The 14,219-nt window shown below is 62.9% G+C and carries 9 protein-coding genes and 7 pseudogenes; 7 read left to right on the top strand and 9 right to left on the bottom strand.

What is annotated here, in order from left to right:
* Positions 1 to 84: 84 nt before the first annotated feature.
* Positions 85 to 792, bottom strand: coding sequence for an IS3 family transposase (locus tag ACFXOA_RS27610; protein WP_385034041.1), 708 nt, complete (start codon positions 790 to 792; stop codon positions 85 to 87).
* 133 nt (positions 793 to 925) lie between these two features.
* Positions 926 to 1,099 (bottom strand): annotated as a pseudogene (locus ACFXOA_RS27605) (transposase); the annotation flags it as partial.
* Positions 1,100 to 1,175: 76 nt separating this feature from the next.
* Here ACFXOA_RS27605 and ACFXOA_RS27600 point away from each other — a divergent pair.
* A pseudogene (locus tag ACFXOA_RS27600) lies at positions 1,176 to 1,349 on the top strand (IS5/IS1182 family transposase); the annotation flags it as partial.
* Positions 1,350 to 1,410: 61 nt separating this feature from the next.
* On the opposite strand, the pseudogene ACFXOA_RS27595 reads toward ACFXOA_RS27600, so the two are convergent.
* Positions 1,411 to 1,512 (bottom strand): annotated as a pseudogene (locus tag ACFXOA_RS27595) (IS5/IS1182 family transposase); the annotation flags it as partial.
* Positions 1,513 to 1,804: 292 nt separating this feature from the next.
* Here ACFXOA_RS27595 and ACFXOA_RS27590 point away from each other — a divergent pair.
* Positions 1,805 to 2,671 (top strand): annotated as a pseudogene (locus tag ACFXOA_RS27590) (ISAs1 family transposase); the annotation flags it as partial.
* Between the two features lie 353 nt (positions 2,672 to 3,024).
* Here ACFXOA_RS27590 and ACFXOA_RS27585 read toward each other — a convergent pair.
* The 5 genes and pseudogenes from ACFXOA_RS27585 to ACFXOA_RS27565 all read right to left on the bottom strand — a co-directional run.
* The gene (locus ACFXOA_RS27585; protein ID WP_385034136.1) at positions 3,025 to 3,444 is read right to left on the bottom strand and encodes a S26 family signal peptidase; all 420 of its coding nucleotides are present in this window, start codon (positions 3,442 to 3,444) and stop codon (positions 3,025 to 3,027) included.
* A gap of 48 nt (positions 3,445 to 3,492) precedes the next feature.
* Positions 3,493 to 5,412, bottom strand: coding sequence for an ABC transporter ATP-binding protein (locus ACFXOA_RS27580; protein WP_385034038.1), 1,920 nt, complete (start codon positions 5,410 to 5,412; stop codon positions 3,493 to 3,495).
* Between the two features lie 5 nt (positions 5,413 to 5,417).
* Positions 5,418 to 5,888 (bottom strand): TlpA disulfide reductase family protein, encoded by a 471-nt coding sequence (locus ACFXOA_RS27575; RefSeq protein WP_385034035.1) that lies wholly within the window; start codon positions 5,886 to 5,888, stop codon positions 5,418 to 5,420.
* A 242-nt stretch (positions 5,889 to 6,130) separates the two neighbouring features.
* A complete protein-coding gene (locus tag ACFXOA_RS27570; protein ID WP_385034032.1) occupies positions 6,131 to 6,664 on the bottom strand; it encodes a MauE/DoxX family redox-associated membrane protein in 534 nt (177 codons plus the stop codon).
* 726 nt (positions 6,665 to 7,390) lie between these two features.
* Positions 7,391 to 7,600: pseudogene (locus ACFXOA_RS27565) on the bottom strand (IS5/IS1182 family transposase); the annotation flags it as partial.
* 366 nt (positions 7,601 to 7,966) lie between these two features.
* Between ACFXOA_RS27565 and istA (ACFXOA_RS27560) the strand changes: the two are divergent.
* Together istA (ACFXOA_RS27560) and istB (ACFXOA_RS27555) are read left to right on the top strand one after the other, a co-directional pair.
* A complete protein-coding gene (istA, locus tag ACFXOA_RS27560; RefSeq protein WP_385034030.1) occupies positions 7,967 to 9,598 on the top strand; it encodes an IS21 family transposase in 1,632 nt (543 codons plus the stop codon).
* Positions 9,595 to 10,392, top strand: a pseudogene (gene istB / locus ACFXOA_RS27555) (IS21-like element helper ATPase IstB). Before istA (ACFXOA_RS27560) ends, istB (ACFXOA_RS27555) begins: the two are co-directional and overlap by 4 nt.
* A gap of 30 nt (positions 10,393 to 10,422) precedes the next feature.
* Here the strand turns inward: istB (ACFXOA_RS27555) and ACFXOA_RS27550 are convergent.
* Positions 10,423 to 10,941, bottom strand: a complete 519-nt coding sequence (locus ACFXOA_RS27550; protein ID WP_385034027.1) for a pyridoxamine 5'-phosphate oxidase family protein — start codon at positions 10,939 to 10,941, stop codon at positions 10,423 to 10,425.
* A 192-nt stretch (positions 10,942 to 11,133) separates the two neighbouring features.
* On the opposite strand from ACFXOA_RS27550, the pseudogene ACFXOA_RS27545 reads away from it, so the two are divergent.
* The 3 genes and pseudogenes from ACFXOA_RS27545 to istB (ACFXOA_RS27535) all read left to right on the top strand — a co-directional run.
* Positions 11,134 to 11,805, top strand: a pseudogene (locus ACFXOA_RS27545) (transposase); the annotation flags it as partial.
* A gap of 77 nt (positions 11,806 to 11,882) precedes the next feature.
* Complete coding sequence (istA, locus tag ACFXOA_RS27540; protein ID WP_385034024.1) at positions 11,883 to 13,301, top strand: IS21 family transposase; 1,419 nt, start codon at positions 11,883 to 11,885, stop codon at positions 13,299 to 13,301.
* Positions 13,298 to 14,068 carry an IS21-like element helper ATPase IstB gene (istB, locus tag ACFXOA_RS27535; protein ID WP_385034021.1) on the top strand — a complete coding sequence of 257 codons (771 nt, stop codon included), beginning with the start codon at positions 13,298 to 13,300 and terminating at the stop codon, positions 14,066 to 14,068. Before istA (ACFXOA_RS27540) ends, istB (ACFXOA_RS27535) begins: the two co-directional genes overlap by 4 nt.
* The last annotated feature ends 151 nt before the right edge of the window (positions 14,069 to 14,219 follow it).

The following is a 14,219-nucleotide window of genomic DNA, read 5'->3' as shown; positions in this document are numbered from 1 at the left end:
GCGATCAGCCGCCAGAACTGCCGCTGCACCACCCGCGACGGATCAGGCCGGCCAGGCGAACGCATCGCCGGCCTCAGCGCCCGGTCAGCACGCCACTGCCGGCGAAGATCCTCGGGCGCATCGCCGGTCTTTCTGCTCCAGTCCTCCGTAGCGATCTTGAACACCTCCGAAATCAAGGTGTTGCGACGACCGATTGAATCCGCCTTGCGCCCCTCGGTCGCTGTGATGAATGAGGCCGGAGTCCTTCTTGATCCTCCGTCTCCACAAGGCCATCTCCAGGGTGTCCAGGGGGAGTTCGGTCCGCATATGGTTCGCGATCTGCCACCCAACGATCATCCGCGAGTGCACGTCCAGGACGAACGCCACATACGCCCACCCCGACCAGGTGCGGACATAGGTCGTGTCCGCCACCCACAGATGATCAGGCCGCGAGGCGGTGAAGTGGCGGTCGACCAGGTCCGGCGGACGCGGCGCCGACGGCTCTGGAACCGTGGTCCGGCGCCGACGGCCACGGATGACGCCCTCCAGACCCAGCTCGGCCATCAGCCTCTCGACGGTGCAGCGGGCCACCTCGACGCCCTTGCGCCCCAGGGCCCGCGTGATCCGGCGGGCACCATAGGTGCCGCCCGACTCGGCATAAATCTCTTCGATCAGCGGCATGAGCTGTTCGTCCCGGAGCCGGCGGGCCGACTTCGGCTGCTTCTTGCGGGCAAAGTACGTCGACGGGGACAGCTCCAGCACCCGGCAGACGGGATCGACCCCGAGGCCGTGTCCACGCAGGTGGTCGATCACCTGCTCGGCCTCGTCCGGGGACTGTCGATCTCCTGGGCAAAAACACCGAGGCGGCTTTCAAGATCTCGTTCGCCCGCCTCAACTCTGGGACTTCCCTGCGGAGTTGCTTCATCTCGTCGAGCTCGGTGGTGGTGAGCCGGTCGTCCCGCTCGCCGCGGTCGACATCAGCCTGACGGACCCAGCCACGCAGGGCTTCTTTGTGGATGCCGAGGTCCTTCGCGACGTGGGCAATGGGGCGGCCGGTGGTGCGGACCTCGCGAATCGCGCGCTCGCGGAGTTCGTCAGGGTATTTACGGGGTGCTGCCATGGTGCTGGTGGTTCTCCTTCGCCAGGACGGTAACCCTGGCATCAGGGACTCCACAAATCTCGGTACAGCTCATACCGGCTGGCTCATGTTCCGCCGCCGCCTGGCCCGCGACTACGAAACCCTGCCCACCCGCTCCGAAGTCGTCATCCACATTGCCGTGACCGACCTCATGGCCCGCCGCCTCACCAGCGAGAGCACCATCTCCTGGCGTGACCCGAAAACAAGCACAGAACATGCCATTGCAGGATGACACATCGGACAAAAACGACCCCTGAGAGGGCATTTGATCTAGGCGTATTGCCCTGTATGCCCTAGTAGGTTCCTCGCCAGGTTGGAGTGGTCTCGTCTGTTATGCGCTTGGCGAGGTTGTCGATCGACGCGATGTGGATCATGGCTTCGGAGCTGGCGGTGAGGCAGGGCTTCGGCATAGTCGGCTGACGTCCGCTTGCTGACGGATGGCCAGGTCTGGGGTCTGGCGGGGTCCGATGCGGAACAGGCACGGACATCCGTGATCATGGAGTTCTCTACGCTCTGTGATCCTGGGAAGCCCGTGCCTGCCGACGCATCATCTCTGATCCCGCCTGCTTTGATCCAGCTCGGCCCTCATCCGGGAGCCACCCCTGGAGAGATCCCCGACCTGCTCCAACGCTCGCGCAGGTCCCCGACCCGCGTGATCCCCGCGGTCTGCGGCACCCTCTCGTCACGGTGCTGGCCCTGACCGCCTGCGCGGTCCTGGCCGGCGCGAAGTCACTGCTGGCCGTGAGCGAGTGGGTTTCCGATGCCCCGGCAGACCTCCTCGAGCGGCTCGGTATCCGCGTCGACCCACTCATCCCCCAACGCTCCTGGCCTGCGGAATCAACGATCCGCAGACTTCTGTCCAGGGTCGACGCGGACGCTGTGGACCAGGCGGTGGGAGCCTGGCTCGCCGACCGGCGACACCCTGCGGACGGCCTGCGGGCGCTGGCCGTCGACGGGAAGTCATTGCGGGGAGCCGCCCGCGCGAAGGGCCGCAAGATCCACCTCCTGGCCGCCTGCGACCATGTCGGCGGTCTGGTCCTCGCGCAGACGGACGTCGGCGAGAAGACCAACGAGATCACACGGTTCCAGCCCTTCCTCGACACGCTTCCCGACCTGTCCGCCACGGTCGTGGCCAGCGATGCCCTGCACACGCAGGCCGACCACGCCACCTACCTGCTCGGCCGGGGCGCCCACTACATCGTGATCGTGAAACGCAACACGAAGAAGCTCCGCGAGCAGCTGAAGGCATTGCCCTGGAAACAGATCCCGCTCCAGGACCGCACGCGCGCGACCGGTCACGGCCGCTCCGAGATCCGCAGACTGAAGGTCTGCACCGTCGGTAACCTGCTCTTCCCCGGCGCCCGTCAGGCCATCCAGATCGTCCGCCGCCGCGTGCACCGCGCAACCGGGAAGATCAGCCTCAAGACCGTCTACGCGGTCACCAGCCTCACCGCGGAACAGGCCCCACCCGCTCGACTCGCTCAACTGGTCCGCAGACACTGGACGGTCGAGGCCCTGCACCACGTCAGGGACGTCACCTTCGCCGAAGACGCCTCCCAGCTGCGGACCGGCAACGCACCCCGGGTGATGGCGACCTGCAGAAACCTCACGATCGGCGCCCTCCGCCTCGCGGGCATCCGCAACATCTCCGCCGGCCTCCGGCAGACGGCCCGGAACCCATCCCGCCCCCTCGTCCTCCTCGGCCTCACATGATCAAAAAGGACGAACCATAACTACGCCGAAGCCCTGGATCTGCTCGACCGTGACGCCCGGGCAGCGGTACCTCGCGACCCGCACGACGTCCTCGCGGAATTCCTGGGGATAAGGCTTGGGCACAGCGACATCCTTCCCACCTGCCCTACAAGGCAAGGCAGTTCAGATGTCACCCGATCGTGCGGCAGACCCGATTATGTAGGTGCCGTTGTGTATTTTGCGCGTCGGGCAACAAGCACGCCGATGACTTGGTTGCGAGGACAAGGGCCGTGCCGCTTAGAGTCGATGCTGAGCGGATCATCTCCGATGACGAGAATATGACCAGCAGGAACTTTCCCCTGACCCCTGACCTGCGTTGGGTAATCATCTCCACCGATCGCAGCCACGCGCTTTATTGACCAGGTGCGCGTCATGGCATTGATCTCCAACTCTTGACTTTTCGCCCATCCCGTTTCACCAGCTGGGCGAATTACTACAACCACTTGCCCTCTACGGATACTGCGACTGCCCCGGCGAATTAGAACTCGGTCACCTGTATTGTACGTGGGGCTCATGCTCTCGCCGATTACTGAAATCAACATGAAGGTACGCCGGATTGCTGCAGCGCCGACCATGAGCCCTAGGAATAGTGAAATGATGAATAACCCAGACCAGTACACCCCCTACCCCTCCACCTTCTGACAGACTATTGCCGACGAGGGCTCTTCGATCTCGCATTCTGCGGAACCTTCGTAACCTGAAGCTTGAAGAGCAAACAAGCGTGCATACTCCCCGCCGCTTTCTATAAGTTGCGCGTGATTCCCTGTTTCAGTAATTCTTCCGTCCTGCAGAACGGCAATTAGGGCGGCCCGCCGGACGGAACTCAATCTGTGTGAGATAAGAATAGAGGTGGCGCCAGCCTGGTAGTGCTGGAGCTTTTCATGCATATCCCGTTCAGCTTCAGCATCGAGACCAGCGCTGGGTTCATCCAGAATTAGCAGATCGCGGCCCTCTCGGACTAGTGCGCGAGCTAGCGCGATACGTTGCCACTGGCCTCCTGACAAAGAGGATCCCTCGGTTGGATCAGTACCTTCACTCTGGAAGAATATCCGTGTCAGCACGGTTTCATATCCATGCGGCAGGCTCTCTATGTGCTCACGAATTCCTGCACGCTCCGCTGCAGCGCGGATACGCTTCGAATCATCGGCAAACCTCAAATCCCCAATAGCGATGTTTTCGGTCACCGACAAATCGTAAGATGTATAGTCTTGAAAAACTGCACTTATGCGGTTTCGCAAATCATCAACCGCGACATCTCGGATGTCGATGCCATCCCAAGTGATATGTCCTTCGGTTGGGTCGTAAAGTCTGCAGAGCAACTTTACTAGAGTGCTTTTTCCTGCCCCGTTTAGCCCGACCAGGGCGAGCGAATAGCCGTACGGGATGGTTAGAGTGACGCCGCACAGCACCCAGGGGCTGTCATCAGTGTAACGAAACCAGACATTCTCCAGATGTATGCCTTTCTGGAGAGAGGGAAGGTTTTTCGGATTATCGACAATAGGTAGATCCGGCTCCGTCTCGAGGACATCCAGATAGTGCCCAAACTGCAGCAATGCTTGGTAGCTGGCCGATACGCCGTATACAGCACCACCCAGCGCATTCTGGACCCCTGCTACTGCAGCGATGAATGCTGAAACGTCGCCGATACTGAAATCACCTCGCGTTGCGGCTCCAACCATCCATACCAACCCAGCTGCTGCGACGACCGCGCCAAACACGGATAGCGGTCCTTGACGCGTGGCTATTCTACGATCGATGCGTTCTTCGGCCTGGTTGATGGTTTTTATCTCGTCGCTCATACGCGCAAGGAAAAATGAAGAAGTGCCGAATAGTCTCGTCTCCTTGATCACGGCCAAATCAAGCATAAGTTTTTGGTAAAATAGCTGCCTTCGGGTACGAGGGCTTACCTGCCACATCATTTCGGATTGCTGTCGTCGAATCGACAGTTGAATGAACAGTGCAGGCATAGATGCGGCAATTGTGATAATGGCCATGAGGGGGCTAATTGTGATCAGAACACCCAAGAAACTAAATACAGTCAAGAATGATTGAATTATTCCGAATGTCGATGCGACCACCTGCTCCGGCGCAGAGGACGCCGCCTGTTGAGCCAGTCGGAGCCGATCCAAGAACTCCGGACTCTCGAATCTGGTCAAACCCTGGAATCGATTGACCGTGGAATAGAGGCGATGCTGCACAAGCAGGATCAAGCCTCTCTGCAGACGCCCGCGTGCGTATTCTGACACATGCGGCAGCACTGCCAGAAGGGCACCACAGATGCCGATTAGAAATACAGCTTGCATTGGTGACATGCCCGGTGAAGATATCTTCGATTCACCAACAGTTGGGGTACTACCCAGCTGGATGCCATCGATCAGCCACTTGGTGAGAAGAGTAATTACAGCGGGGAAAAGGCCTTGAGAGATGGTTACTAGCAGGTAAATCGAGAATGTCGCAGGCCCGGCTTGCCAGCCAAGGCGGATGGAATGGGCAAAATTCCTTCTTGCGCCGCTAAATCCACCGAGAGAAGTTATGCTTGACATCCTTTTTACATGAGTCCTTTCTGTGGGAGTATCCCTTGGCTTTTCCCGGATCGGACTACTATGCCATTGCCATCGACTACCACATAGGCGGGAATTCCTGATATTCCAAAGCTTCCTGACACCGACCCGCCAGGGCCATCCAGGATGATCGTTGCAATTCCGCTTAGTTTGGTGATGTACTCGGTGGCATCGCTAGGATCGCCAGAAATTATACTGACGATTTGATCAGATTTTACATTGTGTTTTTGAGCGTATTCAATTAGCTCCGGTATTGCTGTTTTGCATGTGGAACAGCCGGTGTCAAAGAACGCGAATATCGCCTCAGACCCTATGAGGCTTTCGTTGGTAAAAGTTGCGCCGGATATTGTCTCGCCTAGAAACGCGGGCGCACGGCTGCCTGTAGGTACTTCCAGGAGGTCTGGCTCATTGGGTGTTAGATAGGACGGTCGCGTCCGAAGCCTTTTTATCACTGCCATCGTCAATAGCAAATTGACTATCGCGACGATTCCGATTACAGCGATGGCAACTATCAGTAGCCGCATAAGGTTGCCGTACTTTCTCGTTAGTGAGCCTTCTCCAGTGCGCGGCGTGCGTACCGGCCGAACGAGTCGTCGAGAGGCCTCCAGAGCTATGGAGACCTGCTCAGAGCCTGTGCCGACTACGGAAGACCGGCCATCAACAATTCGCTGACTGGTATGGATGCCAGATTGAAAGAGGCTCAGTGATCTTCGTTAAGAAAATCTATGATGTCATCATAGAAAGTAGTCAAAATCGTCACCACAAGGGCTGCGAATAGTGCGATGCCGGCTCCTCCGATACTTGCAGATTTATCTGGCAGGTGACTAGCGCCCAGCATTGCAGCGCTTACTAGGGTCAGGAGAGCGAGATTGCGCCAAACGTGCCGCCATCCAAGCTGAGCTACCCCGCGGCCAAAGCATGCACAGGATATTTTGAAATTCGTGCGCGCCGAGAATGCGGCCACTGCAGTGAAAGCCAACAGAAGCGCAGTCGCAGCAATCAGGGCAGGGTAAACTGCGACACTGTCAAACAATAGCGTGGCGCCTACGATTACTTCTCCTATGGCAAGCACCCAAGATGCGCCCTTAGCCCACGCTATCGCTGATGGCCAGAAACGTTTCAGAAGCGCTATCCACATGGCTTGAGTACTGTTGATGGAGTAGCACTTAGCAATTCCTGATGAAATGAAAACGAGAGCAACGGTGAGACGGAACCCCATTAGTACATAGAACACCGAATTGCCCTTCGGCGGATTATCTGCACCAGTTGATAGCGCAGCGTTTGGTGGCGCGAGCGGGGGGGCGATGAATCCGGGTCGGCTCGACGACGATTCATCGAGCCGACCCAGTCTCTTGTCAGTTCGACATTGCTCTCGAACAGACGAAAACTAGCGAACTAGCAACAGCCGATCCGCTCCCACTTGCCGTAGCTGGGGCCGCTGTGTCCAGCGCACACCAACCGCCGAAAGCGCGTCACGCGCGACCCGGCGCAATACGGGAGGTCACACTCGTATCCATAGGTGCACTCTCCCGTGTCGGCGAGTGCAGTTCCTTCCGGCACGAGACGACTGAGCATCCGGTCACCGAAACTGCTTACTATGCTTCTCAGGGGCACTTGAATTTTCCTAACCTAGAGGAAAACGGAACCATCCGATCCGAAAAGGGATGGCTGTTGCAGTGGCTGAACGCTTTTGATCGTAATTAATTCACCTGTAGATCGCAATGGTTGACGTGGCGTCACACGCCTTGTATGGGTGAGACGATTCAGGAGGACTGGCCTGGTTTGCCCATGTCGAAACGAGAGTGCATGGGCTATTGGTTCAGGCCGTAGTGGCCGATTTGAACCGTCAAATTAAGCGCCCGCGGACGCGACTTCGGCACAGTTCGACCTTGTCCCTTTTACTCAGCTAGTAGGGTGTTTCGCCCCGTGGTTCATCCTGAATTGCTGCGGTGTGTGTAGTTCATGCCCTGCGCCATGTTGGGGGAGCATGCGGTGAGTCTGCGGGGCAGGAGGTTGATCATGGCTTCGGACCGATGTGGGTGGGCTTCGTAGTCGCGGGCGAGGCGCCGGAGGTTGATGAGCCATCCGAGGTCCGCTCGACGGTCCAGCGGCGGGGCAGAACGGTGAAGCCCTTGGTGGCGGGGTCGCGGCGGACGATGTGCATGTCGACGCACCGAGGGCCTGCTGTGTCCGCGCCGACCGCTGGAACCGCCTGGCCCCGACGATGACCCGGGGCGGCCGCACCACTGGGGACCCGGCCGGACGGATGACCGCCGAGGCCGCCGCCGAGGTGATCGAGCGCCTGGCCGACGCCGCCGGCCTAACCTCGCGCTTTCATGAGGCGGGCTGTCCGGCAGGTGGTCAGGCAAGCAGAAAGTGCCTCTGACCAGCAAGAATGAGGATTGTCGAGTTCCTTGTGGCTTTATCGGGTTTGGGAGGCGCCCCGATCCACGGATGGGTGATGTCGACGAGTTTGGGAGGCATCAGGGTTTTTGCCAGGGCAGCATCGAGGTGCCTCTGGTGAAAGGTGCTGGTCATGCTGCAGATGTCGAAGGTCGAGCTGTACGCGGCGATCCGGCGTGACCACCGTGGCGGCATGTCGATGCGGGAGCTTGAGCGCAAGCACGGCGTGACGTGGCGGACGGTGCGGAAGGCGTTGGACTCGTCGTGGCCGGAGCCGCGCAAGAAGCTGCCGCCGCGGGCGACCGGGCTGGACGGCTACAAGCCGGTGATCGACGAGATCCTGCGGGCGGACCTGGACGCGCCGCGCAAGCAGCGGCACACGGTCACCCGGATCTTCCACCGCCTGGTCGAGGAACACGGCGCCGACGTCTCCTACGGGATGGTCCGCTACTACATCGCGGCCCGGAAGCCCGAGATCCTGGTCGAGTCGGGCAAGGCTCCGCTGGAGGCGTTCGTCCCACAGACCCACAAGCCCGGTCACGAGGCGGAGGTCGACTTCGGTGACGTGACGATCCGCCTCGCTGGCGAGCTGGTCACCTGCTACCTGTTCTCCTTTCGCCTGTCGTATTCGGGCAAGGCCGTCCACCGCGTGTTCGCCTCGGCCGGCCAGGAGGCGTTCTTCGAAGGGCACGTCGACGCGCTGCGGACGCTGGTCGGGGTTCCGCGGAGCAAGGTCCGCTACGACAACCTCAAGGCCGCCGTCGCCCGGGTGCTGGGACTCAGCCGGGCGAGGGTGGAAGCTGACCGGTGGATCGCCTTCAAATCGCACTACGGCATCGAGAGCTTCTACTGCCGCCCGGGCATCGAAGGCGCCCACGAGAAGGGCGGCGTCGAGGGGCAGATCGGCTACTTCCGCCGCAACCACTTCGTCCCGGTCCCCGAAGTGTCCTCGCTCGCCGAGCTGAACGAGATGGTCGAGCAGTGGGACCGGCAGGACGACGCCCGCAGGATCGGCTCCAGGTCCAGGACCATCGCCGAGGACTTCGCCCTCGAACAGCCGCTGCTGATGCCGCTGCCTCAGGAGCCGTTCGAGACCGGGCGGCTGTTCACCCCGCGGGTCGACCGCTACGGTCAGATCCCGGTCCGCACGAACCGGTACTCGGTTCCCATCCGGCTGATCGGTAAACGGGTCAGGGTCATCCTTCACGCCTCTCACCTGGTGGTTTACGACCAGAACGTGGAAGTGGCCCGGCACGAGCGGCTGATCGCCAAGGGAGCCGTCCGCCTGGAGCTGGACCACTACCTGGAGGTCCTGGTCCGCAAACCGGGCGCTTTCCCCGGCTCGACCGCTCTCGAACAGGCCCGCTCGGCGGGCAAGTTCACCCCGGTCCACGACGCCTGGTGGGACCAGGCCATGAAGATCCACGGTGAACGGGACGGCACCCGCGCTCTGATCGATGTGCTTCTGCTGGGGCGGCATCTGCCACACGAACACGTCGTTGCCGGCCTGGCCGCGGCTCTGCGGGCCGGGGCCCTGACCGCGGACGCGGTCGCCCTGGAGGCCCGCAAGGCCGCCCAGGCCGAGACCGAGACCGCACCAGACGTCCGGGTTCCCGGCCAGGCGTCGGTGACGTCCCTGCACGAGTGGCGCCTCGCACACCTTCCGCCGGACACCAGGCCGCTGCCCTCGGTGTCTCACTACGACCAGTTGCTCCGACGCCGCCGCACCAGCGGCAGCGATCACCGTGAGGGAGAAGCGCGATGACCATGCCCCGCCAGCGAGGCTTGACCGGCAGGCCGCCGACGCCGCCATCGACTCCGCCTGCCGTCTGTTGCGCCTGCCGTCGATCCGCAACGAGTTCTCCGACATCGCCGACCGCGCGATCAAGGACCAGATGAGCTACCGCGGCTTCCTCGCCGAACTGCTTGATGGCCGAGTGCGACGACCGGGCCCGCCGCAGGTCGGAGAGGCGGATCAAGGCAGCTGGCTTCCCCCGGGAGAAGTCCCTGCGGACCTTCGACTTCGACGCCAACCCGAACATCGACCCGGCCACCATCCACACCCTCGCCAGCTGCGAATGGATCAAGAAGAGCCAGCCGCTCTGCCTCATCGGCGACTCCGGCACCGGCAAGTCCCACATGCTCATCGCGCTAGGCACCGAGGCCGCGATGAAGGGCTACCGCGTCCGCTACACGCTCGCGACGAAGCTGGTCAACGAGCTCGTCGAGGCCGCGGACGAGAAGCAGCTTAACAAAACGATCGCCCGCTACGGCCGCGTCGATCTCCTTTGCATCGACGAACTCGGCTACATGGAACTCGACCGGCACGGTGCCGAGCTCCTCTTCCAGGTCCTGACCGAACGGGAGGAGAAGAACAGCGTCGCGATCGCCTCGAACGAGTCGTTCGGCGGTTGGACGAAGACGTTCACCGATCCCCGGCTCTGCGCTGCAATCGTCGACCGGCTCACGTTCAACGGCACCATCATCGAGACCGGCACCGACTCCTACCGCCTGGCCAGCACCCGAGCCCGAGCCGAGGAACCCGCCAAGGTCGGCTGACCGCCCCAACAGCCGGCCGAAAGATCCCGGCTATGTGTCCGCGCGGGTCCAGAACTGACGCGGCGCGAACCCCTCGCGCCGCAGCCAGTGCTCGGTATAGACGATCCGCTCGGCCTCGATCACGACGAGCGGCCCCGACGGCGGTTCGTCGAGAGAACGCGACCGCTCGACATGGTCGGACTGCCAGCGGAAAGCCGGCCAATAGTGCTCGAAGCCCGGATCGTCCTCGGACAGTACGCGAGCCTGGCCGAAGAGCTGGGCACCTCGGCTGCTGGCCTGCCCGACCAGCGGAGCGAAGATCCCCACCGACACCCGGGGATCCGCGGCGAGATTCCTCATCTTCGGCGAACCCGCGGCTGTCGAGAACATCACCGCGAAGTCGAGGTGGAAGTACCGCACCGGCGTCGCGAGCGGCCCCTCCGGCCCTCCCGTCGCGAGCACGCACATGTTCTGCGACGACAGCAGATTGAGTATTCGCTCTTCCAGACGCTCGCGATCGAGCCGCTGCTTCGGAGACGGGCCGGCCAGCCACGGATTAGTCACAGGCATGATCAAGTATCCCACGCCCTGCCCCGGGGCTCTCCAGCCCGGACGGCCACGACCGTCGGCAGTGCCGTCAAAACTCGTCGACATCTCCGCAGCCGTTGATCGCCAACTGCCGCCGGAAGTCATCGACAAACGCTGTCGCTTGAAGTCAACGAAGCCATCCTTGTTCCTGCCACCGCCGGAGGCACTTCCCAGGTGAAGCACTCTATCGGGTCCTACCCCCGCGTCCGTGTGCAGGACGACGGCCGCCAGGTCGTCTCCCAGGCCGGGTCGGTCCTGCTCCTCGAAACGGTCCGCAAGACCGGCCTCGATCAGGCCATATCCCAGGCCCTGGCTCCGTGGCGCAAACCGCGGGCCGTCCACGATCCGGGCAAGGCCCTTCTGGACGTCGCCCTGGCGGTCGCGCTGGGCGGGGACTGTCTCGCGGACGTCGCGATGCTGCGGTGTGAGCCGGCCGTCTTCGGCCCGGTCGCCTCCGACCCGACCATCTCCCGCCTGATCGACACCCTCGCCGCCTCCGGCGAGAAAGCCCTGCAGGCCATCCGGTCCGCCCGCTCCGAAGTCCGCAACCGGGTCTGGTCATTGGCCGGCAAGAACGCCCCGGACGCCGACGGTCAGATCATCATCGATCTCGACGGCGTCCTCGTGGTCGCGCACTCCGACAAACAGGACGCGGCCCCGACCTGGAAGAAGAGCTACGGCCATCACCCGCTGACGGCCTTCGACCACGGACCGGGCGGAACCGGTGAGCCCGTCGCCGCCCTCCTCCGGCCGGGAAACGCGGGCTCCAATACGGCAGCCGACCACATCACCACCGCCTGTCGGCGTACAAGTGAACGTCCCCACCTGCGTACGGATGAAAAGGGACAGTTGTTGATGCGGTGAGACCTGCTGCTCGGCACTCTGCTGCTTGGTCGGTGAGAGGTGGCGGAAGGCGGTCGGCCGTGGTGTTGGATCCGCGTCGTTGGTTGGAACTACGGCGTTTTCGAAGCCTGTTGGAATCTGGGGCGATCAGCCTGTCGGAGGTCGCTCGGGAGACTGGGCTGGACCGGAAGACGGTCCGTAAGTATCTGTCGGTGCCGGGGGCGGCGACCCCGCCGCGCCGGTCGCAGACCGGGCGGTTGAAGGCGAGGGTGATCGACGAGTTCGCGCCGCTGGTCGACTCGATGCTGCGGGCCGAGATCCTGATGAAGGCTGCGGTGATCCACGAGCGGCTGGTGGCGGAGTACGGCTTCACGGGCAACTACCAGCGCGTCAAACTCTACGTTCAGGAAGCCCGCCCGAGGGTCGCCGAAGAACTTGGCATCACGCCGAAGGAACTGGCCGGCATGCACCGCCGCTTCGAGGTGATCCCCGGCGCCCAGGCCCAGGTCGACTGGGGCGACGAGGGCAAGATCCTCGCTCACATGGGCATCGGGAAGGTCTACTCCTTCCACATGACGCTGTCGTACTCGCGCGACCCGTTCTGCTGTTTCACCACCAGCCAGGACCTGCAGACGTTTTTCGACTGCCACCGTCGTGCCTTCGCCCACTTCGGCGGAGTGCCGATGACGATCGTCTACGACCGGACCAAGACCGTCGTCCGACGGCATGTCGCTCCGGGCGAGGCGGTCCCGCTGCATCCGGAAGCGGCCGGGTTCGCCGGCCACTACGACTTCGACATCGACGTGCTGGCCGCCTACCGGCCCACCGGCAAGGGCCGCGTCGAGCGCCAGGTCCTGATCGTCCGTGACCACGTCCTGTCCGGCCGGTCCTTCTCCTCCGTCGAGGAGATGGACGCCGCCTTCACCACCTGGCTCCCGCAGCGTCGGGCTCAGGCCCACAGGACCCATCAGCAGATCATCGGCGAGCGAGCGGCCCGCGACCACATGGCCCTCAAACCACTGCCGCCGACCCCGTATCTGGTGGCCGAGCGGCACCTGCGTCCGGTCGGCAAGGACTGCCTGGTCGCCTTCGGCGGCAACCTCTACTCGGTGCCCGCCCGCAGGGTCCGGCCGCGTCAGCTGGTGGAGATCCGGGCCACGAAGTCGCAGGTCATGCTGCACTCCACCGTCGCCGACTCCAACGGCGAGACGTTGCTGGCCACCCACCCACGGGCGGTCGGCCGCGGAGTCCGCGTCGTCGAAGAGGCCCACTGGGACGGCCTGCCCACGGGCAAGGGACGCCGGACCACCACCGGCGAGGTTCTACCACGGCCCCGCCGTGAGCGTCCGCTGGGCGACGAGGCAGGACCTCTGCAGGCCCTGCTGAACCGGGCCGCGGCCAGCCGCATCGAGGTCGGCCGCCGTCCGCTGTCGGTCTATGACGAGCTGACCGGAACCCGTCCCTTCACCACACGTCCGAGCACAGGGGAAACGTCTTGAGCGAGTTGGTCTCCACCCGCATCCGCAACACGGCCGACAAGCTCGGCCTGCCCCACCTGGCTGTAACGATCAACGAGTACACGCGGCGGGCTGACGAGGGCAAGATGGGCTATCTCGACTTCCTCGACCTGGTGCTGTCCGAGGAGCTGGCCGTCCGTGATGACCGCCGTTTCCGCCAGGGCCTGCGGCTTTCCCGGCTACCGCACCACAAGACGCTGGATGAGTACGACTTCTCGTTCCAGCCCGAGCTCGACCCGCGCAAGGTCAAGGACCTCGCCACCCTCTCGTTCGTCGAGGGCAAGGCGAATGCCGCTCTGCTCGGGCCGCCCGGGGTCGGCAAGACGCACATCGCCGTCGCCCTGGCGGTCGCGGCCTGCCGGGCCGGCTATTCGATCTACTTCACCAGCCTCGACGACATGGTCCGCAACCTCAAGGCCGCCGAGGCCGCCGGACGTCTGACGAACAAGCTCGGCACCTACCTGCGGCCCGGCGTCCTCGTGGTCGACGAGGTCGGCTACCAGCCTCTCGAACGGGCCGAGGCGAACCTGGTCTTCCAGGTGATCTCCAAGCGTTACGAGAAGGGCTCCATCATCCTGACCTCGAACAAGACCTTCAGCGAGTGGGGCCAGGTCTTCGGCGACGAGGTCCTCGCCACCGCCATCCTCGACCGCCTCCTCCACCACTGCGAAGTGATCTCCATCAATGGCCCCAGCTACCGGCTCAAGAACCGCCTCCAGGCCATCGAGCGGGAGAACGACGTGGCCTGACAGCTGGGGACGTTCATCCGTACGCAACTGAGGAGGAAAGTGGCTCTGGCAAGATATTCGTAGGCGAAGATCATCTCGGTGGCACGATCGGCCGGTCGGCATGGTGTCGGCGGAGGTGAGCGATCAGGACGACGCGGTGGCGGAGGAGACG

It is taken from the genome of Streptomyces sp. NPDC059166 (genome assembly GCF_042755185.1).
Lineage (GTDB): Bacteria > Actinomycetota > Actinomycetes > Streptomycetales > Streptomycetaceae > Streptomyces.
The sequence above is the reverse complement of the archived record's forward strand: the minus strand, read 5'-3'. Positions and strand labels throughout refer to the sequence as shown.